General features: G+C 47.4%; 18 protein-coding genes and 1 pseudogene. 8 read left to right on the top strand and 11 right to left on the bottom strand.

Annotated features, from left to right (window positions below; all coding sequences use genetic code 11):
* Positions 1–23: 23 nt before the first annotated feature.
* Positions 24–434: a hypothetical protein gene (locus tag LEUMU_RS0107185; protein ID WP_022951602.1), complete on the bottom strand. Its 411-nt coding sequence runs from the start codon at positions 432–434 to the stop codon at positions 24–26.
* 205 nt (positions 435–639) lie between these two features.
* Positions 640–2,859 carry a hypothetical protein gene (locus LEUMU_RS0107180; protein WP_022951601.1) on the bottom strand — a complete coding sequence of 740 codons (2,220 nt, stop codon included), beginning with the start codon at positions 2,857–2,859 and terminating at the stop codon, positions 640–642.
* A 177-nt stretch (positions 2,860–3,036) separates the two neighbouring features.
* Between LEUMU_RS0107180 and LEUMU_RS0107175 the strand changes: the two genes are divergently transcribed.
* From LEUMU_RS0107175 to LEUMU_RS25060, 5 genes are read left to right on the top strand one after another with little or no spacing between them, the layout of a single operon-like run.
* The gene (locus LEUMU_RS0107175) at positions 3,037–3,375 is read left to right on the top strand and encodes a hypothetical protein (protein ID WP_022951600.1); all 339 of its coding nucleotides are present in this window, start codon (positions 3,037–3,039) and stop codon (positions 3,373–3,375) included.
* Positions 3,375–4,511, top strand: a complete 1,137-nt coding sequence (locus LEUMU_RS0107170) for a hypothetical protein (protein WP_022951599.1) — start codon at positions 3,375–3,377, stop codon at positions 4,509–4,511. The genes LEUMU_RS0107175 and LEUMU_RS0107170 overlap by 1 nt, the downstream gene beginning before the upstream one ends.
* Positions 4,512–4,515: 4 nt before the next feature.
* Positions 4,516–5,640, top strand: a complete 1,125-nt coding sequence (locus LEUMU_RS0107165) for an AAA family ATPase (protein WP_022951598.1) — start codon at positions 4,516–4,518, stop codon at positions 5,638–5,640.
* A 1-nt stretch (position 5,641) separates the two neighbouring features.
* Complete coding sequence (locus LEUMU_RS0107160) at positions 5,642–8,050, top strand: DUF5682 family protein (protein WP_022951597.1); 2,409 nt, start codon at positions 5,642–5,644, stop codon at positions 8,048–8,050.
* Between the two features lies 1 nt (position 8,051).
* On the top strand, positions 8,052–9,203 hold the full coding sequence (locus LEUMU_RS25060; RefSeq protein ID WP_022951596.1) for a VWA domain-containing protein: 1,152 nt from the start codon (positions 8,052–8,054) through the stop codon (positions 9,201–9,203).
* Between the two features lie 33 nt (positions 9,204–9,236).
* Here the strand turns inward: LEUMU_RS25060 and LEUMU_RS0107150 are convergent, their stop codons facing one another.
* A complete protein-coding gene (locus LEUMU_RS0107150) occupies positions 9,237–10,271 on the bottom strand; it encodes a BRCT domain-containing protein (RefSeq protein WP_022951595.1) in 1,035 nt (344 codons plus the stop codon).
* 67 nt (positions 10,272–10,338) lie between these two features.
* Here LEUMU_RS0107150 and LEUMU_RS28755 point away from each other — a divergent pair.
* Together LEUMU_RS28755 and bluB are read left to right on the top strand one after the other, a co-directional pair.
* Positions 10,339–10,422, top strand: a pseudogene (locus LEUMU_RS28755) (IS200/IS605 family transposase); the annotation flags it as partial.
* A gap of 89 nt (positions 10,423–10,511) precedes the next feature.
* On the top strand, positions 10,512–11,207 hold the full coding sequence (gene bluB / locus LEUMU_RS0107145; RefSeq protein ID WP_022951594.1) for a 5,6-dimethylbenzimidazole synthase: 696 nt from the start codon (positions 10,512–10,514) through the stop codon (positions 11,205–11,207).
* Here bluB and LEUMU_RS25055 read toward each other — a convergent pair whose 3' ends face one another.
* Positions 11,208–12,986: a PHA/PHB synthase family protein gene (locus LEUMU_RS25055; RefSeq protein WP_022951593.1), complete on the bottom strand. Its 1,779-nt coding sequence runs from the start codon at positions 12,984–12,986 to the stop codon at positions 11,208–11,210.
* A gap of 129 nt (positions 12,987–13,115) precedes the next feature.
* Positions 13,116–14,744, bottom strand: coding sequence for a DUF11 domain-containing protein (locus LEUMU_RS0107135; RefSeq protein ID WP_169446393.1), 1,629 nt, complete (start codon positions 14,742–14,744; stop codon positions 13,116–13,118).
* A gap of 273 nt (positions 14,745–15,017) precedes the next feature.
* On the opposite strand from LEUMU_RS0107135, the gene LEUMU_RS0107130 reads away from it, so the two are divergent.
* Positions 15,018–16,028 (top strand): DUF3080 family protein, encoded by a 1,011-nt coding sequence (locus tag LEUMU_RS0107130; protein ID WP_022951591.1) that lies wholly within the window; start codon positions 15,018–15,020, stop codon positions 16,026–16,028.
* A 24-nt stretch (positions 16,029–16,052) separates the two neighbouring features.
* Here LEUMU_RS0107130 and LEUMU_RS0107125 read toward each other — a convergent pair whose 3' ends face one another.
* The 6 genes from LEUMU_RS0107125 to LEUMU_RS25050 all read right to left on the bottom strand — a co-directional run bounded on the left by LEUMU_RS0107125 (position 16,053) and on the right by LEUMU_RS25050 (position 23,863).
* Positions 16,053–17,069 carry an aldo/keto reductase gene (locus LEUMU_RS0107125; RefSeq protein WP_022951590.1) on the bottom strand — a complete coding sequence of 339 codons (1,017 nt, stop codon included), beginning with the start codon at positions 17,067–17,069 and terminating at the stop codon, positions 16,053–16,055.
* A 32-nt stretch (positions 17,070–17,101) separates the two neighbouring features.
* Positions 17,102–17,656 (bottom strand): YqiA/YcfP family alpha/beta fold hydrolase, encoded by a 555-nt coding sequence (locus tag LEUMU_RS0107120; protein ID WP_022951589.1) that lies wholly within the window; start codon positions 17,654–17,656, stop codon positions 17,102–17,104.
* A gap of 6 nt (positions 17,657–17,662) precedes the next feature.
* Positions 17,663–18,784 (bottom strand): M14 family metallopeptidase, encoded by a 1,122-nt coding sequence (locus tag LEUMU_RS0107115; protein ID WP_022951588.1) that lies wholly within the window; start codon positions 18,782–18,784, stop codon positions 17,663–17,665.
* 79 nt (positions 18,785–18,863) lie between these two features.
* Positions 18,864–21,077, bottom strand: a complete 2,214-nt coding sequence (locus LEUMU_RS0107110; RefSeq protein ID WP_022951587.1) for an EAL domain-containing protein — start codon at positions 21,075–21,077, stop codon at positions 18,864–18,866.
* Positions 21,077–22,195, bottom strand: coding sequence for an FIST C-terminal domain-containing protein (locus tag LEUMU_RS0107105; protein ID WP_157474278.1), 1,119 nt, complete (start codon positions 22,193–22,195; stop codon positions 21,077–21,079). Before LEUMU_RS0107105 ends, LEUMU_RS0107110 begins: the two co-directional genes overlap by 1 nt.
* Before the next feature lie 87 nt (positions 22,196–22,282).
* The gene (locus LEUMU_RS25050; protein ID WP_022951585.1) at positions 22,283–23,863 is read right to left on the bottom strand and encodes a SulP family inorganic anion transporter; all 1,581 of its coding nucleotides are present in this window, start codon (positions 23,861–23,863) and stop codon (positions 22,283–22,285) included.
* Positions 23,864–23,940: the final 77 nt, after the last annotated feature.

The raw sequence follows: 23,940 nt of genomic DNA, 5'->3' as shown, positions 1-23,940 counted from the left end.
GATAAGCCCCTTCTCATAACCCTTTATTCAGCGGTAATATCTCTGATGCCAACCTTACAAGTCTCATCCTTCGGGACTTTCTTAAGATCAACAATGGGGAATAGCTCGTATGAACGCCCTTTAACTAAGTCTGCTGTGATAGTTTCTTCGCCGATGTAAGATTTAAATGAGTTAAGCTTGTAAAAACACCGAGCAGTTAACTGGCGTCTGCCAGATTTTACAAAGTGGAAAAACTCTCGTGGAATCTCAGCAATCGTGTCGCCGTCAACTTTGGTTAAATAGGCTTTTTGAGTGTTCAGCGTATAGTCTTTTGCTACGGCGTTTTTGATACGAGCTGAATTTTGTGCTTCTAGGTTCTTATCTATAAGAAATGAAGGTGCACAACCCGTCATCACTATTACGCCTAGGGTGGCTGTTAGTATCTTACTTTTCATTATGATTATTCTCTAAAGTAGTATTAAAGCGCCGGATTATATATCAGTTTTTGATTAAATTTAGCAAATAAGCTGCTTTGTATATGCTTGGGTCATTGGTGCAATTTTAGGGGGTGTTATTTTCCATTATCGCTATAAGTAGACAGTGCGCAGAGCCAGCGACACTTTCGTTTGTTGGCTCTGTCGCTACTGATATCAACCCGTATTACAGGCATGATTCCGGTAAATACCAAGAGAAAATACCTGACTCACAGACCCACTCTAATGACTCACCGGAGGGTGGCTGCAGTATTAATTGATCGTCTCCACCCAAGTACTTATTGATGTGGTACTCAATTTTCACGATGCCGGTAGTATCTTCAATAGATAGCGTATAAGTCACTTCTTGTCTTTCTAAATCAAGTAAATCTATGGTTGCTTGGTCTGGGTAGTTACCGTATTTAGTCTTGTACTGGTCGAGTGCATCGCTGACGCTTTTAGCTGCAGTAAAGCCAACGGCTACTTTTTGTCGAACCTGTTGTTTTTCGTATTCCTCTTGTGCGGATATTCCAATGAGTGCTGCAGCACCTGCAACGGCAGTGCTGAGGTAAGTGCTGCCGCCAAACAACTCAAAGGGATTGTCTTCAAAAGAAAGTTCTATCGCAAGTCCTGTGTCACTGGACGTTAGCTTTAACCCATAAGTGCCTTGCTTGGGGAGCTTGGCTTCTCTGGGCGTGGGTAATTTAAAAAGATCCACAGGCCGCTCGGTTAAGTCTCCAAAAAAGCTGAGCATGGACAGTTGCGTACGATAAACAGACGCAGGAACGCCCTCAGTGACGGCCGAGACCATCAGCAATGCCCCATCAGGGTCGACGCGTTGGGTATCCTTGAGCCACTCATTGGCTGGTACAGAGGGTGACACATTATGTCGATCCATCAATGTTTGGGGAAGACTGGCTATAATTAAATACTCACCCTCTTGCTCCCAATACAAATGCGTCGGAACAGAGAGCAGTCGCTTAGCAACAATACCATTGCTGCTGGTTAGATTAGCGATTACTGCCTCATCAAGAGAAATATTTGGTAGCTGTAGATGATGGTAGGTGTGGCCAGATATTTCTCGTTGCTCATAGGCCAGATTAAAATCTTTAACCGACTTTTCAAGGACTGTTTTGAATGCGGCTTCATTGCTTAAACGCACTGCGAAAAAGGTGCCGCTTTCGCCAAACACAATACTGATGTCTTGACCAAAAAAGTCAAAGATATCTTCCAGCTTAAACCCCGCGGTCTCTGCAAAGGCTTTTTTGAATTGGTTGTAGCCCGCCATGCTCTCCGGTGAGCCCATTGACATCATCGTTTCATAAGCCATGATGTGTGACTTTTCTGGAAGGCCTATGGTCGCAACCAGGCTGGTTTTTCCATTCAAGTTAAAGGTCGGAAAAGTATCAATGCTGGGGATCAGTGCTCTCAAGCCCATTGCTTGCATGTCAAAAGCAAGCTTCAAATGATTGATTCCATTGTGAGAGCCAATACCTACCGCGGCACTGCTCATGGTGTTTACCCCTGCTGTTGAAAGCACAGACAGATCACTTGATGAGAATCCTATTTTCTTGGCTATACTGATTAGCTGCGGCGGACCTACCCAAAGAAAACTACCCTGCTCACTATCATCAATGTCTTTTTCTGCGACGAGCATTGTGTGACTTTCATTGAGTTTCAAATTAGTGGCGAGGCTTATCACACTCTCTTTTGTAGCGCCTTGGCCAATGAAGAAAAACAGGCGGGATAGTGTCTTGCTCCAAACGATTTGTACTTTTAAATCATCAACGATTATTTCTGAAAAGCCGTCTTCGTCCAATGCTTGCTGGATTGTTATTTTAGGAGAACGTGACGCTATTTCAGTCAATATTTCTTTAAGCACATCAAGTGATTCAAAGTCTGCTGCAGTGGTGATAAGTAGGTTCGCAGGAAGAGGACCTGAAGCGGCACTTTTCAATGCAACGGCTTCTATGGGAGAGTTTGTATGTTGCAGTACTAGCTCTACAAGTTGGCGTAAGCCTTGGGGGAATTCTGGGATTAATGTCTCGACAAATCCCTCTTTTATCGAGCGAGTGGCATTTACGAATGCTTGTGAGCCGTTAGCAGAATCAAGCACATCGTTACTCGCAGTTCCTAAAGCGCTCCAGATATTTGGCACTCTGGCATACGCTATGGCTGATTCGGGAAGTCTTGTTCGTAAATAGGCAGGCATCACTAACTTACGCTCTGTTTCCAGAACAACGGGCCGTAAATTAGAGTCTTTATTGGATTCTATTGATTGAGCTGAAATGGCAACTGCTTTCAGTTTATCAGCAAGCGCTTCACTCTCATCCGCGCTGGCGTGGTGCGCGAAGAGTGCTAGGCATAAACAAAGTGATAGTCTGGATACCTGAAAACGTGGAGACATAGAAAATCCTTGATTTAATTGCTATTTGATCTAAACCTAACAATACGCTACAAAAAGCCAATTACAAGAGATGATTAGACCCACTTAGCCCATGCCGTCTATTGGAATGGGTTCCCATAATATCGTCCACTAATCTGTGCTAATATTGCCCGATCTGTTCTATTTATAAAAATAAAAATGATTGATTCTGACACTCGACAAGAAGTGGTAAACACTCTGGTTTACCTAAAAAGCTTACTCGACAGGCTGCTATTACGCGGCTTAAGTTCGGTCGATGAATCCGAGCTGCAATTACTGGAACAAGCCCAAATACTTTTTTCATCACAAGATGCGACTTATCTCGCCGATTGCTTAAAGCAACTCTCCGAAGCCATTCACCAACAGTCCGATGCGGCCATCGCGTGCCTAAAATTACAAACCGCACTCTTTCTATTTGAGCGCTTATTTACCCAGCAGGCTTGTTTAGCCGACATCGTTGAAAGTGATGATGAGCAAGGTTTTGGAGTGGATATATAATGCAGCTAATTTGTGCAGACTCTTCTCAAGGCAAGGCACTGATTATTGCCCTCACCCAAACCAGTACGGCCATTGAGCGATTGTTGCAAACAGGCATGAGCACCAGCTCCGATCATACCGTCGCCCAATTTGGTGAATCATTTAGTCATATTTCCAGCTTAGGTGTCACGCGTTTAGGCTCTAATCTGCGTTTATTAACTCAGGAAATACAGCGCTATGTTAAGCAAGATGATGCCTTTTCCGCGAGACGCTTATCGTTCTTTTTAAACCGTAGCTGGCTGATGTGCCAAGGCTTACAGGAAGCCATGCAGCAACAGAACGAAACACTTTGGCAATCGCTAAATCTAACGCCCTCCACTGAAACTCTGGATGACCTCGAAGTGATTACCTTAGGTGTCTCCAAAAAACTGATCGCCAATGTGTTTGCAGCCTTTGAGTTTCGACTGCGAGTGCTCGACCAAGAGCATGCCTTAGCAGGTAAAACGTTGATATTTTCTTTGGTGTTTTCGCTAGCGTCCAAAGGCAAGGAAGCGACTGTTCACCCTGAAGCTTTTCTCGATTTTAGCCAACCACAAAACTATTACCCTCGCTTCCTGCTTTCTCACGCTATTCGTTTTAGTCATGTCAAAATAAGTCATGAAACCGAGCAGCGAGCAAGGCTCACATTAACGCCAGATTCTACTGTGACAGCCTTACACCCCATAGCGCATCAGGATGGACTTTCCACGCTAGCACGCGAAAACCCTGAAACTGTTCGGGCGCAGTTAAAAAACTATTGCCCAAGCCCTTTTGATCTGGAGATTGATCTGCAAAGTGAGATCTTATTAGAGACCTGGGAAATGGGTGATACGCGCCATGATCCGGCTTTTGAAGATCGTTACGTCATCGATATCAGAGCAGCAGGCACGGATTACATTGCCTTGGTCAGCAGTTACACCGAAGGCGAGGCTTTATTACTGGCACTCAATGCATTGAAAAAGTCAGCATCGCATCCACCTTTATTTGCATTGATGCATTACGAGTTGGGGCAGCGAGTGTTACAGCCACTCAGCGTGCTGGAAGAAAATGGCCCACGCCACTTGATGTTGGGTCAGGATAAAACAGACTATAAAACACTATTAAAAAAATTACGGTAACAATATGGCCACTAAAAACAAGGTACTCCGAGCGCCACTGGAGCAACAATACAGCGAGCAGTTAGCTGCCTTAAAACAGAATGATACCGATGTTGCGCCCCCTTCATGGAAGCTATCTCCCCGTAAGGTCTTGGAGTTTATTGTGGGTGGCAAGCCTCAAACCTTAAAAAAAGGACGCAAAACCATTGAGGTGGAGATTCCTACCAAGTTTTTTGGGGATCATCGCTTAGTTGAGCGTGCCATTGTTACGCTGACCTCAGAGCGCGCCTTGCTACTAATCGGTGATCCGGGCACTGGTAAAAGCTGGTTATCTGAAAATCTGGCTGCGGCCATTAGTGGCAACTCAACGCTAACGATTCAAGGCACGGCGGGCACCACAGAAGAGCATATTAAATACACCTGGAATATCGCCAAGGTGATTGCCGAAGGTTACAGCAGCTCAAACCGCATCCCGTCGCCGTCCATGACCGCCATGCAGCAAGGTGGCCTATTACGCTTTGAAGAAATCACGCGTTGTGTGCCTGATGTGCAGGACAGTCTGGTTTCAATCCTCTCGGAAAAATCCATCGCAGTCCCTGAGCTACCGGATGACAATATGGTCTGGGCAACGCCCGGTTTTAATGTCATAGCCACGGCTAATTCACGAGATCAAGGGGTGAATGAGTTATCAGCTGCGCTAAAACGCCGTTTTAATTACATCCATATTCCCATGACTAAGGATAGCGCCACCGAACAGGCGATTATTCGACAACGCATCACTGAATTGAGTAGCCAGTATCAGCTACAGGTAGACATTGAGCCTAATATCATTGAACTACTCAGTACGGTATTTCGGGAGTTACGGCAGGGGCGAACGACCGAGGGAGTGAAGATTACCGAGGTGAATAGCACCTTATCAACGGCTGAAAGTATCTCTGTTTTACTGGATGCTGCCATTCATGCCCAGTATTTAGGTGGCGGTAAAGTACGCATCGATGACATCGCCGCAAACTTGGTGGGCGCGGTGGTTAAAGAAGATGAAGCGGACCGCAACACCCTGCGCGAATACCTGAATCTCGTCGCCAAACGACGGGCAGCCGATAGCGCCTTGTGGGATAAGTTTTACGCGGCCACTCGCGCGGCACTATAAGGTGCCCGCTATCAACACGCTTTGGCAGCAAGCCGGTTTAGATGAGCCGCTCATTGAGCAACTGCAAGATCAGGTACAAACGCGTCTGGATGAGGCACTGTATTGGTTTCCGATACGCCATCACTCGCCTCACTGTGCTTATTTTTTGCGTAAGGCCATTCTCAAGCGTCGTCCCAAACAAATCTTTATTGAACTGCCCTATTCGTTTTCAGAAGTACTACCCCTACTCACCGACCCTCAAACCAAGCCGCCCGTGGCGCTATATTCTAGCTTTAGCGACCAACATAATGAGCTTGGTCTGGCTAACATCAATACGCCCTCAGCCGACATCATGCCCAGCTTGGGCACCTGGCACCCGCTGCTAAGTTACTCACCTGAATACGTGGCGATTCAGCTCGCCAAGGAAATAGGCGCAGAAGTCATTCTGATTGACCTGCCTGCGTATATGCGTCCGTCATTCACCGAAGCGAACTCTGATAGCGATGAAGCCGATGAGTCGGATGACATCACGCCTTTTCTCACGAGTCATTTCTATCAGCAGTTAGTAGAGAACGGTGGCTATCAAAGCTGGAATGAATGCTGGGATGCGCATTTTGAACGGGATGCCATTGAGCCAGAACAGTTCCGCTATCAACTGGCCTGCTTTTGCGCGGCCGTACGGGCAACCACGCAGCTCAGCGCAGATACGCTGAAGCGCGAGGCGTTTATGTGGCAACACATTCAGCAACACCTAAAACAACCGGATGAGGCAATGGTCGTGTGTGGTGGCTTGCACCTATTTATGGAGCAACATCAGCGCCACATCGCTTATCAAGATAATATTGGACAGGCTTATCACACGCTGGTGCCTTACACCTACGAGCGGCTATCCGAGCAAAGTGGCTATCAGGCGGGCAATCGCGCGCCCTACTTTTACCAGCTGCAATGGCAAAACCTAATCGCCGAACAGCTGAACGAAGAAGCCCTGTATAAATCCATGCAATATCTGATCCATAGCGCCCGCCAGCAAGGTGAAAGCTTATCCGCTGCTGATACCTTATCGAGTAGCCAACACGCGCTTATGTTATGCCAACTCCGTAACCGGATGCGGCCAATCCTCGATGACATACTGGATGCAATCATCACTTGCTGTTGTAAAGGGAACCCTGAACAAGAAGGCCTGGCCCTGCAACGCGCATTGGATAAAGCCCTGATTGGTATAAAGCGCGGATACATTACGCCGCGTGCCGGCCAATTACCGCTGGTGAGTCACTTTTATCAGTTATTAGCGCGGTATGAATTAAACAAGAACAAGGGTTATGGCTGGCAATGTAAGCTTGATATCCGTACGGAAAATGGGCGCTCTACCAGTGCGTTTCTACACCGGCTGAGTTATCTCAGCATTCCATTTTCTGAACAGCAGTTTTCATCGGATGACGACAATCTGATATTTACCGAAACATGGCACTGTGAGTTTCAGGTGGGTACCGAGGAAAGCCTAATCAGGCTTAGCCCTTATGGCGATACGATTGAGACGGTCATACTCGGTCATATTAATGACCAGCTCGCCAATGCACGGCAATCCATGCAGGCGATCAGTCACACTTTGCTCGATGCACTGAAGATGGACTTACCGCAGGTCATCATGAAAGCGCATAGCCTGTGTCAACAAGCCTTACAACGAGATCAACACTTCATATCACTGGCTAACAGTGTCGCCAACTTACAGCGCTGCAGGCATCAACTCGCGCGACTGGATCATCAGATTCCATCGCTGGAGCCGTTACTGGAGCAGTGTTTTTTGCGGGCCACGCATAGCTTACTACTGATTAGCAGCACACCCGGAGAAAATGATACAGCGATTATTCAAGGCTTATTGCAGCTGACTCAGACCTACCTTAGTGATGATTTGCCAGGGCTTGATCGAGACTTATTTATCGAATACCTGCAACAAGCCGCAGACAGCTATCAGGCTCCCTTTTTACAAGGTAGTTTCTGGGGAGTGCTGATGGAGATAAAACAACGTGATGGACAGGCTTTAGCCGCGCATATTGAACAGTATCGTTATGCACCGCCGGAAGAGGTTGTGCATTGCAGTCAGTTTATCCAGGGCGTCATGACCACGTCACAAACGTCGATACTGTTAGGCGCTAAAGCACTGATTGCCGCCATTGATTCATTGCTGGAGCGCGTCGACCAAACAACCTTTGACCTGATGCTCGTGCATTTACGAGCTGGATTTGAGCACTTTTCAAGGTCACAACGCAATCGTTTGGGTGATGCCGTTGCACAGCATTATGGATTAACGGAAGTTGAGGAGCTTCAGCTGGATACGGCGACTCCAGATGGTTTACAGGTATTCGCACAACTGGATCAGCAGGTTGCAGGTATTATGAAACAGTGGTCTTGCTTCTCCAGCACGGAAAACTAATATGAAAAAACTCAGTGAACTCTCACGTCAGCAACGCCAGAACTTAAGCCGTTGGCGCTTGGTGCTCGACCCTTCCGCAGAAGCCCATGGCATTCAAACATTGGATGCACAATCTGCACGGCAAGCGGAGGTATTGGATTATTTATTTACGCCGTCGACGGGCAGTGAACCCAGCAAGAAAAATGGCTCGCGCAAAGGGGCAGGCAAAGGTAAATCGGTATTTACCATTCCTGATTGGGTGCAAGCCGTGGATGAGCTGTTCCCGCGTGAAGCTAAAGAGATACTGGAACAAGAACTCATTGCTCGCAGAGGCATCGCGCAGCTACTGAAAGAGCCCGAATTACTGGAAAAAGTTGAAGCGAATATTGAGCTGGTCAAAACAATCCTGACGTTTAAAAACCTGCTGAATGAGGACACTCGTGTTCTGGCGCAAAAGGTGATTGAAAAAGTCGTTAACGAACTTCGCGAAAAACTTAAGCCAGAAATACAGCAAGCTATCACCGGAGTCATTAACCGCAATCGTCACTCACCGGCCAAAGTATTTCGTAATTTAGACCTTAAAACCACGTTGCGCCGCAATCTACAAAACTGGGATGAAGACAATCAGCGCTTGGTAGTGGATCGGGCTTATTACTATGCCTGTGAGCGTACGCAGCGGCCTTGGCATATTATTATTGCGGTGGATCAGTCTGGCTCAATGCTGGAGTCTGCCGTTTTTTCAACGATTATGGCATCAATTTTTTACGAGTTACCATCGGTCAACACCTCACTGTTCTTGTTTGATACAGACATTGCAGACTTATCTGATCAGGTCGGGCAGCCCGTTGATGTGCTCCTAAAAGTACAGCTTGGCGGCGGTACTGATATTGCTAGAGCAATGCAATATGCCCAGCAGCTCATTAAGGAGCCCCGACGCAGCATCGTTATTTTAATCACTGATTTTTATGAGGGTGGTGATGAGCTTAAATTATTGGAATGCACTCGGGCAATTAACTTAAGTGGCGCCCGTACCGTGGGCCTAGCCGCACTGGGTTACGATGCACGCCCCGATTATGATCGGGTAACCGCTGCAAAGATGGCCAAACAAGGAGTGGATATTCTGTCCTGCACGCCAGAACAACTCACCCAGTGCATTGTACAAATCATGTCCTGATTCAACAATCCTTGAATCCTTAAACAGTTCCGCTTAAAAAGCGTAATAGTCTTCCGGAATCGTTTCCATGGGTCGCCAATCCAACTTCCCTGCTTTAACGCCTTTGTATCGCAGCCAAGTCTTTGCCAGATTATCCTCAGTACTTTTACTGCTCGATGGGCCGACCAGATTGGTCTTCGTTATCCAGTTGAACACCGTACTGGCATCCAATGCATTGTTATTCACCAGCCCTAATAATAAGACCAAATTATGTTTGCACACGCCACCACCCTGCATCCCCCAGCAAGCATCAAGATTATCATCGCAACAGGAGTACACGCCTTTATCGTCAATGGTACAGGCATAAGCAGAACTGGTACCAGTCTGGCTCTGGATAATACCGGTTGCGGAAATAGCGTCATGTTCATTGTAGAGGTCAAAGGCTGAGGTTTTAAGCATGACCAGCGCTTTTTGTAGGCGATTCGGATTAATCGTTCTTTGCAGTTTGATGATCAGGGAATGAAAGTCCAAATCGTCAGGATTGAACTGATTACCAATCAAGTCGAGAAATTGCTCCTCTGTGAGCATGGATACGCCGCCTTTCTCGGCCAACTTAATGGCTCCCGCTTTACCCTTGCCACGCTTCTCACCCACAACAAGGTAGTCGGTATCCGCTGTTACAGCACTATCTTGCTCCCAGCCTAATGTCTCTAAAATTGGATAAGCGTGACCGCTACTCACGGACTCTGGCAAAAACAAAAAACCACCCGTGAACGTAATACGCTTTTTGCCTAAATCAGGTCGGATATGGTAGAAAAAATCATCTTGGCTAATAATGGTCGTGCCGTACTTCTCGGCTTTACGGATTGCATCCGCTTTTCCCTTCGCTCGCTTGTCACCAATGATCAGGAAGCCTGTATCCTTGGTTACCGTATCTACGCTGATCCCACCATATTTCTCTAGCCATACCCTAGGGCTGGTTCGCGACCCGTAGTAACTCGGCCACCGGCTAAAACTACCAAATACCGCAAAGGTTTTACCTGAGAAGGCTTTCAGCCAAGACGTAGACGGCAACATAATCGCACTCATAATATTCCTTTTTTATTAGTTTTATTTAAGGTTAGAACCACTGCCTTTAGGCGGTCAGATTTATCCGCTGGAGTATCGTTATGGCAGTCATCCCGTTTTCAAAATACAGCACCACTTTGTAATTGTACCTAAATATCGCGATCAAGTACTGATGGAGTGCATTAACGGGCGTAGCTAGCGATCAACCTTGCGTTATACTCGCGCCCTAAAGGACTAAGAATTGAGGAAGATCACCTTACTATGGATAATAACCAACATTTCTCCGATGCCGACCGCCAAGGTCTGTACCGCGCCATTCACGAGCGACGGGATGTACGCTCTCAGTTTTTACCTGATCCTATTCCCGATGAAGTCTTAGCACGCCTGCTCAAAGCCGCTCACCATGCGCCCTCAGTGGGCTTTATGCAGCCTTGGGATTTCATTGTGATCGACTCGCTTGAGGTGAAGCAAACCATTAAAGACCTCTACCTGCGTGAGAATGAAAAAGCCGCCAATAATTATGAGGGTGAGCAAGCCAAGCATTATCGCAGCCTTAAGCTGGAAGGCATTATGGATAGCCCGATTAACCTCTGCATTACCTGCGATCGCAGCCGTGGCGGGCCGAATGTATTGGGGCGCAATTCTATTCTGGAAATGGATTTATTCAGTACCTGCTTGGCGGTGCAAAATTTATGGCTGGCCGCTCGTGCCGAAGGCATTGGTGTAGGCTGGGTGAGTATTTTAGATCAGGATGACTTATCCGCAGCGCTTAACTTGCCTGAGTCGGTATATCCGCTGGCGTATTTGTGCTTGGGCTATGTGAGTGAGTTTTTGGAGCAGCCGGAGTTGGAAGCTAAAGGTTGGCGCTCGCGTTTGCCATTGGATGAGTTGGTGCATCGAAATGGCTGGGGCGAGCCATTAGCCGACTCGCCCCTTACCGATCTGTTAAAAGCGTAACTATTTCTGCATGACATAAGTGCCTGGTGCATCGCAGATCGGCTCAAAGCCAAGCTTCGGTGCGCCCATGGCGGGTGGCGCAACCGGTTCGCCAGAGCGGGCTTTTAGCCAGCTGGCAAACTCAGGCCACCAAGAGCCTTCATGCACGGTTTGCGCTTCTGCCCAAGTATCTGCTTCTTCATAATGCTTGGTACGTGTCATGGTCTCCATGCGGTAGTGTCGGCGTGGGTGGCCAGGCTCTGACACAATCCCTGCATTATGCCCGCCGTTGGTTAGCAAGAAGGTAAGCTCTGTATCGGTGAGTAAGCGAAATTTATACACGGAATGCCATGGCGCAACGTGATCCCATTCGGTGCCCACTGCAAAGATTGGCGCATCAATATCCTCAACGCTAACCGCTTTGCCATTCACCTTAAAGCGCCCTTCTGCCAAGTCATTATTTAAGAACAGTTGGCGCAAGTACTCAGAGTGCATGCGGTATGGCATACGGGTGGCATCGGCATTCCACGCCATTAAGTCATTCATGCGTGAGCGCTTGCCCATCAGGTAGTCGTGCACCATGCGTGACCAGATCAAGTCATTGGAGCGCAGGATTTGGAAAGCACCGGCCATTTGTTTGGTATCTAAAAAGCCCTGCTCCCACATCATATCTTCTAAGAAAGTGACTTGGCTTTCATTGATAAACAACATCAATTCACCGGCTTCGGTAAAGTCGGTCTGTGCGGCAAAGAAGGAGAGCGTCTGAAAGCGCGTATCGCCATCGCGCGCCATAGCAGCGGCGGCAATGGAGAGCAGCGTTCCACCCAAGCAGTAGCCAACGCCATGCACTTTTTGTTGACCGGTAATACTGCAGACCGCATCGAGCGCTTGCATAATGCCCAGCTCACGGTAGTCATCCATGCCGTAGTCGCGATCATCTTTGTCGGGGTTACGCCAGCTCACCATAAACACGGTAAAGCCTTGTTGGGTTAGGTAGCGCACTAAGGAGTTATCGGGTGATAAATCCAAAATGTAGTACTTCATAATCCAAGCCGGCACGATCAGAATCGGCTCTGGCTGTACGTTTTCGGTGGTGGGCGAGTATTGAATCAACTCGATCAGGTGATTGCGGTACACCACTTTGCCGGGCGTAATGGCAATATCCTGACCGACTTTAAATTGTTCAGTACCCGCTGCAGGTTTGCCTTGGCTGGTTCGTTCCCAGTCTTCGAGCATATTGCGTGCGCCGCGCACCAGATTCTGACCACCTTCCTGCAAAGTTTGTTGCAATAGCTCAGGGTTGGTCATTAAGAAGTTAGATGGGGAAAATATATCCAACATTTGCCGCGTCACAAAATCAACCACATCTTCATGTTGCTTAGTCACACCACGCACATCGGTTGTTGCGTTATGCCACCATTGTTGGTTCAGCAAAAATGCTTGCGACATCACATTAAACGGCCACGCTTTCCACGCATCCCCTTTAAAGCGTTTGTCAGTTGGCAATGGCTCGATGCAGGCCTCGCAATCAGCGCCGTGTAGCAGGTGGCTACCGGTAAAGTTAGCCAGTCGCATCGCTTTAGACAACGCCTTTTCCACCAGCTGATATTGCTTGCCAGGAGAGTTCATGAGGTTGGTAAACCAGTCGGCATAAGCGCCGGTAATGGCTTTTGGGGAGAGACCTAAGGTCGAGCGAGCCTGTAGTGCATGCACCGAGCGGTCCATAATGTCCTGAATCTCGGCGCTGTTTTCAAAATCAGGCATGAAAAACGGCTGTTTAGGGGCGCGTAATTCGTTCATGACTTAATCCTTGTGTTTGGGCATTGGAGTAGTAAGCCTGATAGTAGATAATTGCGCGCGTGGCCTAGTTGATATATGTCAGCTTTTTAGTGGGATAACTAATCGTTAATTTTACCCGCAGTAATATGGCTATTGATCAACCTGTACCTGATAACTCACCACCCCTTGTTCGCCCGCTTGGAGTGGACCGGTAAACTGCCAATGTAACTCCGGCGTGCCGACTAGTGGATTGCAGAGCATATTGGATGGCGGTGTATGACAACTGATGCTGCCTGCTTTGTAAGTGGTGTATTCTGGTGGTGTGTCATTAACCACTAGTTCACTCAGCGCTGCGGTGCCGGTATTGCGATAGTAAATGCGGTATTGCAAAGTCTCGCCCGGCAAGGCCTGATTCATGGTTGCCGTTTCATCAGTATTACTTGTGATGTTTTGGACGGTTTTACGCAGCTCCAGGGCCGATGCACCAACCGCTGGGGTTGTGGGTGTCGCTACTGACTGAGCTTGTTTGGCGCTGGTGGCATCTTGTACTTTAAGCATCCAAACCTTGCCATCTTCATCGATAAATTCAGCGCTAATTTGCAGCGTGTAGCGATCATAAGCGGCTACATTAGCAGGCGCGAAGACTTTATTGATCAAGCAGATTTCATCATCTGCGGCGAGACTTTCAGAGGGAGATTCCCAGTTGGTATTACTTAGCTTGGTGCCATAAAAGGTGGCGCTGCCTTCATTGCCATTCAGTACGCCATCGCAGTTACTATCCAGATAAATTCGCTGTGCCCAACCAACACTTTGATTACCTGAGCTAATGCTGCTGAAGTTTACGGTGCCATTGCTCGGCGTGCTGAATTTATGGGCGTAGAACAACACATTGCCGGGTAAAATCTGCGACTGGTGATTAGCTTCAAATACCGGATGCGTCGGCTCTGGTGGCCGTGCTGCAGGCGGGACATAAGGCTCATACGGCAGCAAAATACCCGTCATTCCGATTTGTTCTTGAGTACCTTCGTTACGCGTGGTGTGATCATCATCCCCCGCCTGAAAAATCACCTTACCGATAATGTGATCGGACTTGACGGTAACAAATGCGGTGGTGTTATTGCCCCAATATCCCGATGGTGTATTGGCATCACCAGAGGGTGAGCCCAGTGGTTCGACGGATGTATAAGTATAACGATCGCCAACGCCAGTGCCGGTTAATACCGTACCGGTATAGATAATCGGTGCATCTTTTAGCAATGCACCGGACTTATCAAACACAATCATCCGCGCAGCAGTCCCGTTATTGATCCGCGACTCGGCATCTCCAATAAAAATACCAAATTCATAAATGGGCGTTAAGCTATCCGAGAAGTCGAGCAGGATAGAGTTTAAGCCTGGCGCAGAATGGCCGGATGATAAGCGCGACTCACTCACCGGATTGGGCGCAGTTGCCTGAATTCTAGCTGAGCTACCGTAGGTTACGCCGCCTGAAGTGGCTTTTATAAAGGTGGTTGAGGTGGGCGTGCCGGGGCCCGTGTCATCAATCGAGCCGACTTCCCAACCCACACGATAGAATGCACCAGTGGGATCAATAATGGTCTTAGCCCCATCGTAACCCGTGCCGCCTTCAAATAAATCAGGGTTGAAAATACCACTGGGTAAGGAAGCCGCCCAGTCATCATCAAGCGTTGCTGCGGCAGCGCGGCCAGCGATGTTATTGCCGAAGGCCTCATCCGACACAGTAACCGTAGTATTTGCGTAAACATTTGACGCAAGCAATAGCCCGAACAACAATGCGTATCCGAACAGAAGTTTTGCAAGCTTATTTTTATTATTGCGCAAACCCATGATTTGACTATTTAATTTAGTTTTTTAAGTATCTCACTGCCATACTTAATGAATTATTAATGTAACTTTTTGTTTATTTATTAATCAATAAGTGTTTTATTAAAATGGATAATCTTGATTAAATACTCTTCACCCTTGCGGTTCATAACGCTTTTAGTTGGCGTGTTATTGCTAAGTGCTTGCCAAGAGTCGGCACCTAAAGCAATGCTAAAAGACTATGCTGCGCGCATGGCTAATGTGTTGGAAACTGAAATCGAGCTGGAGCTTGATCAGGCTGCACTGGCAATACCGGTGTTTCCAGTTAAGCGCGAGCGCCTTGTGGCAACGACCGAGTTACGCGAAGGCTTGTGGGATGTCTTGGATTTTCGCCAATGCGATATGTTGCACCTGATATCAGAGCGCAACAGCACTCTGGGCAAGGTGATGCCACCCAGCCAAAAAATGCGTTATGAATTGCGGTTTGTTAGCGCGCTACAGAACTGCTACCAAACTTTGGAATCCATTGAAGAGCCGGATGAAACGCAGCAAGCATTTCAAGAGCGCTTAGAGTCAATTTACCAAACGAAACTGGCTAATCTGCCGATTGAAGTCTGGAATGGTATTTATGGCTCGGATGAGATTAGTCATCATTTTAAGTTGGGCAAGCCACCACTGCCAATGGAGAATATCAGCTATGGCAGCCCGCAAAATGCATTGGAAAAGCTCTCGGAGTTAGCCGCGATGAGTGGCAGCGAGTCGATCACCCTGCCCGATTGGTTGGATGATATCGAAACTCATTATGAAGCATTGCATCGTAGTGAACTTGGTGCAGGTTTGTTAGTGAGTTTGAGTATGATGACTCATACGCTAGATCGCACCGCGAAAGCCATTGAAACCCGGCTTGCACGCAAACCATTTTGTTTTGAAGGGCACCAGCCACCTCGCGCGACTATTCTCAGTAATGTGTTTCAAAAATATTATGCGGGTGAAGTGCAGCCGTATATGGCCATTATTCAACGCGAAGGAAGCCGCTGGTTTGGACTGCATGATGCGATGATTAAACAGCTACCTGCTCCAAAATCCATGCAGGGCTATCGGCTGCAAGTGCTGGCACTGGAGAGTGAAGATAGCTTATGGGGGAAATGGGTGCAGGCTCGTGAGCGTCATACTAAAGCATGGCAAAAAATTCTAGGGCAATGCAATATGATGCCAGGAAGCAACTCAACGCCAGAATGAATCGTGACGCTGAGTTGTTTTTATTTAAGCCAAACGATCCTGCTCAGAGTCAGTCGACATCATCAGATCATCCGTATAGCGTCGGCCGACGATAGTTTGTTCATTAATCAACTCATTGAGCTCAGCAATCACATCAGCATCCAGTTGAATATCCCCTGCTCCGGCATTCTCTTTCATATACTCGATATGCTTAGTCCCCGGAATGGGAACCAATGTGGCTTTGCCTTGAGAGTTTTGCTGAGACATGATCCAAGCCAAGGCTAATTGCGCCATGTTACAACCTACCTGCTCAGCGATACGCGCATACGGCACTAGCAATTTGGCATTCTTCGCATAAGCGGCGGGCTCAAAACGAGGACGCGCATTAGTGCAGCGAATATCCTTCGGGCCAAGCATCGTATTGTCGCAGGCTTTACCGGTCAGGAACTGACGTGCCAAGGGTGAGAATGGCACAAATGTCACGCCTAATTCTTCACAAGTCGCCAGCATCTTAAACTCTGGCGTACGCGACCACAGTGAATACTCGGACTGCATAGCGGCAATCGGGTGCTCAGCATAAGCCCGCTGCAAGGTAGCACTAGACATTTCAGACAAGCCAATCTCACGAATTTTACCGGCTTGTACCAAATCACCCATGGCACCGACACTCTCTTCAATCGGCACTTGTTTATCCAGACGGTGCAAATAATAAAGATCAATCACATCCGTTTGCAGGCGCTTTAAGCTCGCTTCGCATTGGCGCTTAATAGACTCTGGGCGACCATCAATAATGTTATTACCTTCGGCATCTTTAGCCAATACACATTTGCTCGCCAGCACATATTCTTTACGACGAGTTCTGAGCACTTCACCTATTAGCGATTCATTATGGCCACCGCCGTATAGCGTGGCGGTATCCAGAAAAGTGTACCCCGTATCCAGCGCTTCATTTAATAATTGCGCGGATACTTCATCATCTGCCGGGCCATAACCCATGGACATATTCATACAGCCCAAGCCAATCGCCGAAACGGTCAATGAGCCTATTTGACGTGTGTGCATCTGTTATCTCCTGCTAGTGTGGTGACAGACGCTTAAAAGCGGTCAATCAATTCTAATACTTCCTGAAAGCGCGTGAAGCTATGGTTACCACCCCGGAAAATGAGCTGATGGCAGTCGCGGTAATAATCGCCAGCGGCTTGCCAATCTAAGGTTTCATCTGCTTTTTCAGCCATCAAAAAGATATTGTCAGGCTCAGCGGGTGCCAGTAAATCCATCGCATTTAAACTGTCAACATGCGCTTGCGTGAACTCCATGAGTTCCTCAGAGTGCCAGCTTTTCTGTGGCCCAATGGCTTGGCGCAAGACTAAACCGGCATGTACTGCCGGATTAATCACAACGGCTTTCAGATTATAGCGAGCGGCTAATACCGTCGCATAGAACCCACCCAAAGAGCTGCCCACCAATTTCGGTGGCTGGGGTGCTTGCTCGATAATCTCACTGAGCATGGCGATTGCTTCTGTCGGATCAATCGGTAAATCCGGGCAAACCCACTCACTCTCGCGCCCTTGCAATGTTAACCAGTTGCGCAATTGCTGTGCTTTGGTCGATTGCGAGGAAGAGGTAAAGCCGTGTATAAATAAAAACATAAGGGCTTAAACCTTCAAGTGCATCGCAATAGGGTACAAGGTTGAAGAGCCTAACCGCATACTCCGCTCGGCAGACCAACCGGCCAATGGCTCGGGGCGTCCGGCATTATCTTTAAATGGCATTTCCAATGTCATCGATGCAATACCAAACCGGTCACCGACCCAATTACTGGCCAGTGTTAACGACTCATCTCCGAACTTCTTAGGGGGATAGCCATGCAGAGTTTGGAAGTCCGGGTTAATTTTTGCCAAGCGCTTTTTAAAGTTTTCTTCCTGCTTAAGGATCTTGTTGCTGACCGGCAAGCCTGCTTGTCCGGCAATGAAGTTCCATGGCAAGGCTTCATCCCCATGAATATCCAGAAATAGATCGCAACCGGTTTGTTCCATCATAGCCTGAATGTGGTACACCTCAGGGCTGGTCTCAGGAGAGGCATTGCCCCATACCCGATTAAGATTCACGCCCGCCGCGTTAGTCCGCAAGTGGCCCATGGTGCTGCCATCAGGATTCATATTCGGCGTGATATAAAATACACAGGATGCCAGTAACGCTTCAGAAATAGCATTATCCGGATCTAATAAGCGCAAGATCAGGCCTTCCACAAACCACTCTGCCATTGATTCGCCAGGATGCTGACGCGCATTAATCCACACTTTAGATTTGCCCTCGCCCTCTTCGCCAAAGCGCAACACGTCAAGATCACGTCCTTGGATACTTTGGCCGGCAATAATCAAGTTACAACGTGGGTCGCACTGCACTTGCGCAACAAACTGCTGATGACGGTCTAATGAATACGGAGTGAAATAGGCGTAATAAATCGAGTCACAAACCGGCTCATGCTCAATGACGAGCTGGCCATCGACATAGGAGGTCGGAACCCGAAACCAGTCTTGCTGATCATAGGAGGCAACGGCTTGGTAGTTTTCCCAACCATCGACATAAGCGGCTTCAGAAGCATTAAGGATGGTCATTTTCAGAGGGGTATCTTTCACATCAGAGATGCGGTAGTAAAACCACTGAAAGAATTCTGATTGATGATCCGCGCGGATCTCTAATTGAATGGCTGCAGGATCAGTGGCCTCGACCACCACAATGTTACCCGCATCAAAACGCTGATTAATTGAAAGCATTGGAATTCCTTGTTGATCTTAGCAGACTTAAAACAGCTGCAGTTTACACCCCCAAAGGACTATCCGGCTATGCTCTTTCTCAGTAAGGTACGAGGAGTTTGTGCTTTTTTCCGAGTTTAATCTTGCTGCTTCGAATCAGTGGCTCGGGCTCGTTAAGGCAAAAGCCTTGTACAAAATCGATCCCCAACTCAGTGACCTTATCCAAAATAGCCTGATCGCTCACATACTCCGCCACCGTGCGAATATCCATAGCGCGCGCAGCGGCCACAATAGACTGCACCACAATCTCATCAATCTTGTTATTACAGATATCCTGAATAAATGAGCCGTCTATTTTTAAGTATTCAACCGGCATATTTTTCAGGTAGCTAAACGATGAAACACCGGTTCCAAAGTCATCCAGTGCAAAGGTTACGCCCAGCTTTAGCAGCTTTTCCATAAAGGCGATGCATTTGGCTAAATTGATAATGGCGGAGGTTTCTGTAATCTCCAGACACAAGTGCAAGGCTTCAACCGGATAGGCTTTAATCAGGTCATAAATTCTATCGCAGACCTTTTTATTACTGAGTGTCACGCCCGAGAGATTCACATTCAGGCGATGTTCTTTATTATAAGAGAGATAATCTAAAGTATTACTCAACACCCATAAATCAAGGTCAGCCACTTTGCCTGAACGCTCGGCGGCTGGTAGAAAGCTGTTGGGTGCCAGAATTTTTCCATCCTTTAAGATGCGCAACAATACCTCCTGGTGCCCTGCTTGGGTCTCCGGGGATAAAGAGCGAATATCCTGCTTGTATAAGATAAAACGGCAATCGTCATCATTATCAGACAAGGCACGGTTAAGGTATTGCAAGTTTTTAGATTGACCGGTATTGGCCTGAGCGCTCCCGCTGGCGCTGGGCTTATCAACCGCTGTGACTTGGTTTCGACCATTCTCCTTGGAAACCATGCAGGCTTCATCGGTTCTGAGCAGTATCGCATCGGCATCTTTATCAATTTGGTAGATAGCCGATGCACCAACACTGACGCCCACGCTGAAAATATTGGTTTCCCATTTGAAGCGCAGTCGATCGATCTGCCGGCGTATTGATTCTGCGACCTTTAGGCCCCGTTCACAGCTGCAGTCTCGTAATAACACACAAAACTCATCACCACCGACACGGCCTAAAAAGTCCAGATCGCCCAGCTCTTGCTGCATCAGTGCGCTTAGTTGCTGCAGCAATGCATCACCCGCGACATGTCCGCCAATATCATTCACATATTTAAAGCGGTCTAAATCCAAACACAGCAACACACCTCTTTCATTCTCGCGATCAGATTCGATGTATTGTTCCAACTGCTCCTGAAAGCCATGTCGGTTTAAGCAACTGGTGAGCGGATCATGAGTAGCCTGCCATTTCAGGCGACGTTCCATGGCGTAGTTTTCGGTAATATTATGAAAACTACACACAAAAAAGCGCTGTGCCGGCATGTCATTTTGAGGAGGCTCTAGCATGCTCTTGACCTTCAAGATGACAACAACATCCTTACCCGTATGAGGTCTCAAAATGACGGGTTTAGCTTGCGTCCAGCTATCATGCTCCATGCAAAAACCGACAATCTCAGCATTCATTCTGCGCTCGGTTTCAGTCTCCAAAATATTAAAATAGTTTTTGAAATGCTCGTCGAGCTGGTCGGTTTCCGGAAGCCCTAATAGCTGGTAAGCCGCTTCATTGGCAAAGTTAATCCAGCCAGACTCATGCACAACCAATACGCCATCCTGAATTGAACGCAGGACGTGTTCCAGCTTGCCTTTCTCGGATTGCAGGTGCTCGGAAATAGTTTTGATGTATAAGCGATTGCGTTCGTTTAGCAAGAACTGCTTACGATCGATATAGGTCTGAGCAAAGCGCGACATCGGCGCAGAGAGTGCATAGATCAAGGTCTGATCAAAGCGCTTGGTGCTTCGCTCAAATAACAGATAACCAAGGTCTTTTAGCGCAAAACAGTACCAATAACCTCGCTGGGTTTGGATTAATTCAAGAAATTCATTCTTATTCGGTGCATCTCCATCAATGTACTTCTTTAAGAAGTCATGCTCTTCAATGGGGGTTGAAGCTTGGGGAATTTGGTGGGTCGAAACCTCTATGCCAATTTCAGCATTATCTTTTTCCAGCACATACAGTGCCCGCAGGTTGAGAGTCTTTAAAGTTCTCATGGCAAAACTGATCAGAATCTTTTTAGGCTCATCTGAAACATCTAAGCTCATCAGCAACTCATGCTGCAACATTATCAAGCTATGGGCGGGATTCATTAGATAGACAGCCTCGACACCACTAGGCTCATATTATGTAAGCACGGTAGGCCTGATTTATTCACGGCTACTTCGCCTACGGAGCTGGTGCCAACAATAATATTTTTACTCTTAAGCATAGGTGACAAGCTTTTAAGCTCTGTATTACTGTGCTCACCCATGTGAAAGCGACGACCAACACAGCTGAAAATTAAGGATAAGGTTGACTCTTCGGCGTTTGGCTCAAAGGATTCCGGGTTGTCTTTAACAAATCCCAATAAGCTATCCGGCGTGCCTGACAGCAAATAAACCTTAGAATATACGGGAATATCACCGATATATCGAATGGTTCCATCCTGATAGCCCATGGCATCGCGGACTAATATATCTTCGTCATATGGCTTTATGCCCATTGGAAAGCGACTAATTAACTGATCGAATGATAAATCACTCACATCGTCAGGGTGACTGTCTTTTATCATCTGTTCAAAGTGCGGCTTTATGGGGCGATAGTCGAGCGACTTAACATGGCTCCCTTCCGACTCGGTCACTAAGTGTGGTCCGGATAGCACTTGCCATCCATGTCCGACATAGGTTTTCTGGGTATAGGGTAAACAAATCGTTTGCAAAGCGTCTGCAATCACTCCTTCTTCACAAAACACACACGGTGAAGATCCGCCCTCAGCATAACCAGCGCCCGTGCCTGCGTAAGTAAGGTCAGTTCCATTCGAGTAATAAAGCGCATCAAGTGCCGCTTCAGGTGCCCCACTCACCATATCCATAATCATCAAACAACTGACTTGGCTTGGGTCGTGCTCAAGGGCTGATGGATGCTGATGAAGCTCAGATTGCGGATCGCTAATGTTTTTGAAGGTGCGTATTTCAGGTTTATCAAACCACAATAATGCGATCACACCATCGCCATAATAGGTGTCGCCATAAATTACTTCAGGAAAAATGCCACCAGAAACAGGCATTTCTAACGACAGCAAAAAAGCATCGATTGTTGGCTTTGTATGTGGATAGCGTTTGCCCATGAAAATGGTGACGCCAAGGGGGTTAGCAAGCTTAATCTCGCCTGCTAACCGTCCTAAATCATGATGCTCATTGTCAAAAACAATCTGAGGTGCTTTATTCATATTTTTATTATTGGGTGACACTTAGGTTACTTTTTAGTATACAGCAGCCCAATAGATGAATAAATCAACAACAGATCGATGGTATTCCTAATGACCAGAGCTTGCCTTTTTACTGCGAGCTTCATAAGCGTCGATCTCTGCGGCAGTTAAACCTGCTGCAATGGCATACACCGGATCTTCTACCACGTTAACTTCGACCAAATCGCCCGCTTTTTTCAATAACAAGCGACATTCAGGGCTTAAGTGAACTAAGTGCAGACGCTTTCCAGCACGCTCATAGCGCTCTGCCAGTTGATCGATGGCTTCCAATGCAGAGTGATCGGCAACGCGTGAGCGCTTAAAATCAATGATTACATCTTGAGCATCTTCACTTGGCTGGAACAGCTCCTGGAAGTTATGAACTGACGCAAAGAAGATCGGACCAATCAGTTCGTAAACGGTGTTTCCACCATCATTCACAAACTTCTGAACGCGGATTTTCTTAGCATGATCCCAAGCAAATACCAGTGCAGATAGAATCACACCCAAGATAACCGCAGCAGCCAAATCAGCTAATACGGTGGTCAGCATAACCGCACCCGTAATCGCCAGCTCAACGTGTGGCACACGACCAAACAAGCGCAGGCTGGACCACTTAAAGGTACCAATAACCACCATAAACATCACGCCGACCAATACTGCAATCGGGATTTGCTCAATCAATGGCGCACCCAGCAGAATAATTGCCAGTAAAGCCAAGGCAGCGGTAATACCGGATAAACGCCCTTTACCACCAGAATTGATATTGATGATACTTTGGCCAACCATGGCACAACCACCCATACCACCAAATAAGCCAGTGACGAAGTTAGCTAAACCCTGTGCCATACTTTCACGGTTTGCCTGACCACGTGTTTCAGTCAAGGCATCAACCAAGTTTAGCGTCAGCAAACTTTCAATCAAACCAACCAGCGCCATGACAACAGCGTATGGCAGGATGATCATAAAGGTTTCCCAAGTGAACGGAACGGTTGGGATATGGAACGTTGGTAAGTCACCGGCTACCGATGCGATATCGCCGACCGTACGGGTATCGATATTAAACAGCGCCACCAATAAACTTAGCGCAATAATCGCGACCAGAGTGGAAGGAACCGCCTTAGTGAATTTTGGCAAGAAGTGAATGATCGCCATAGTCACAAGCGCCAGGCCAATCATGATGATTAAAGGTGCGCCAACAATCCACTCACTAGAACCGTCTTCACCAGTCACCTGGAACTGCTTAAGCTGTGCGATAAAAATAACCAACGCTAATCCATTTACGAATCCCAAAAACACCGGATATGGCACTAAGCGAATGAATTTACCCAGCTGCAACGCGCCAAAAATAATCTGCAAGATACCCATTAAGATAACCGCAGCAAATAGGTATTCAACACCGTGTAATGCAACCAAACTCACCAGTACCACAGCGATTGCGCCAGTCGCACCGGAGATCATCCCCGGTCGACCACCAAATACAGAGGTAATTAAACCGATAATGAAGGCGGCATATAAGCCTAGAAGTGGATGCACCTGAGCAACCAGTGCAAATGCAACGGCCTCCGGTACGAGCGCAAGGGCAACGGTTAGCCCCGAGAGAACGTCATCTTTAGGACTGACGGGAGATAATTGTTTTAGAAAGGACATCGTATTAAGTGGCTTGATTTAAAACAAAGAATTCTCACACATCCAACCTTGTCGAGCCATGAATAATTTGTTTTTAT

This window comes from Leucothrix mucor DSM 2157 (genome assembly GCF_000419525.1).
Lineage (GTDB): Bacteria > Pseudomonadota > Gammaproteobacteria > Thiotrichales > Thiotrichaceae > Leucothrix > Leucothrix mucor.
The sequence above is the reverse complement of the archived record's forward strand: the minus strand, read 5'-3'. Positions and strand labels throughout refer to the sequence as shown.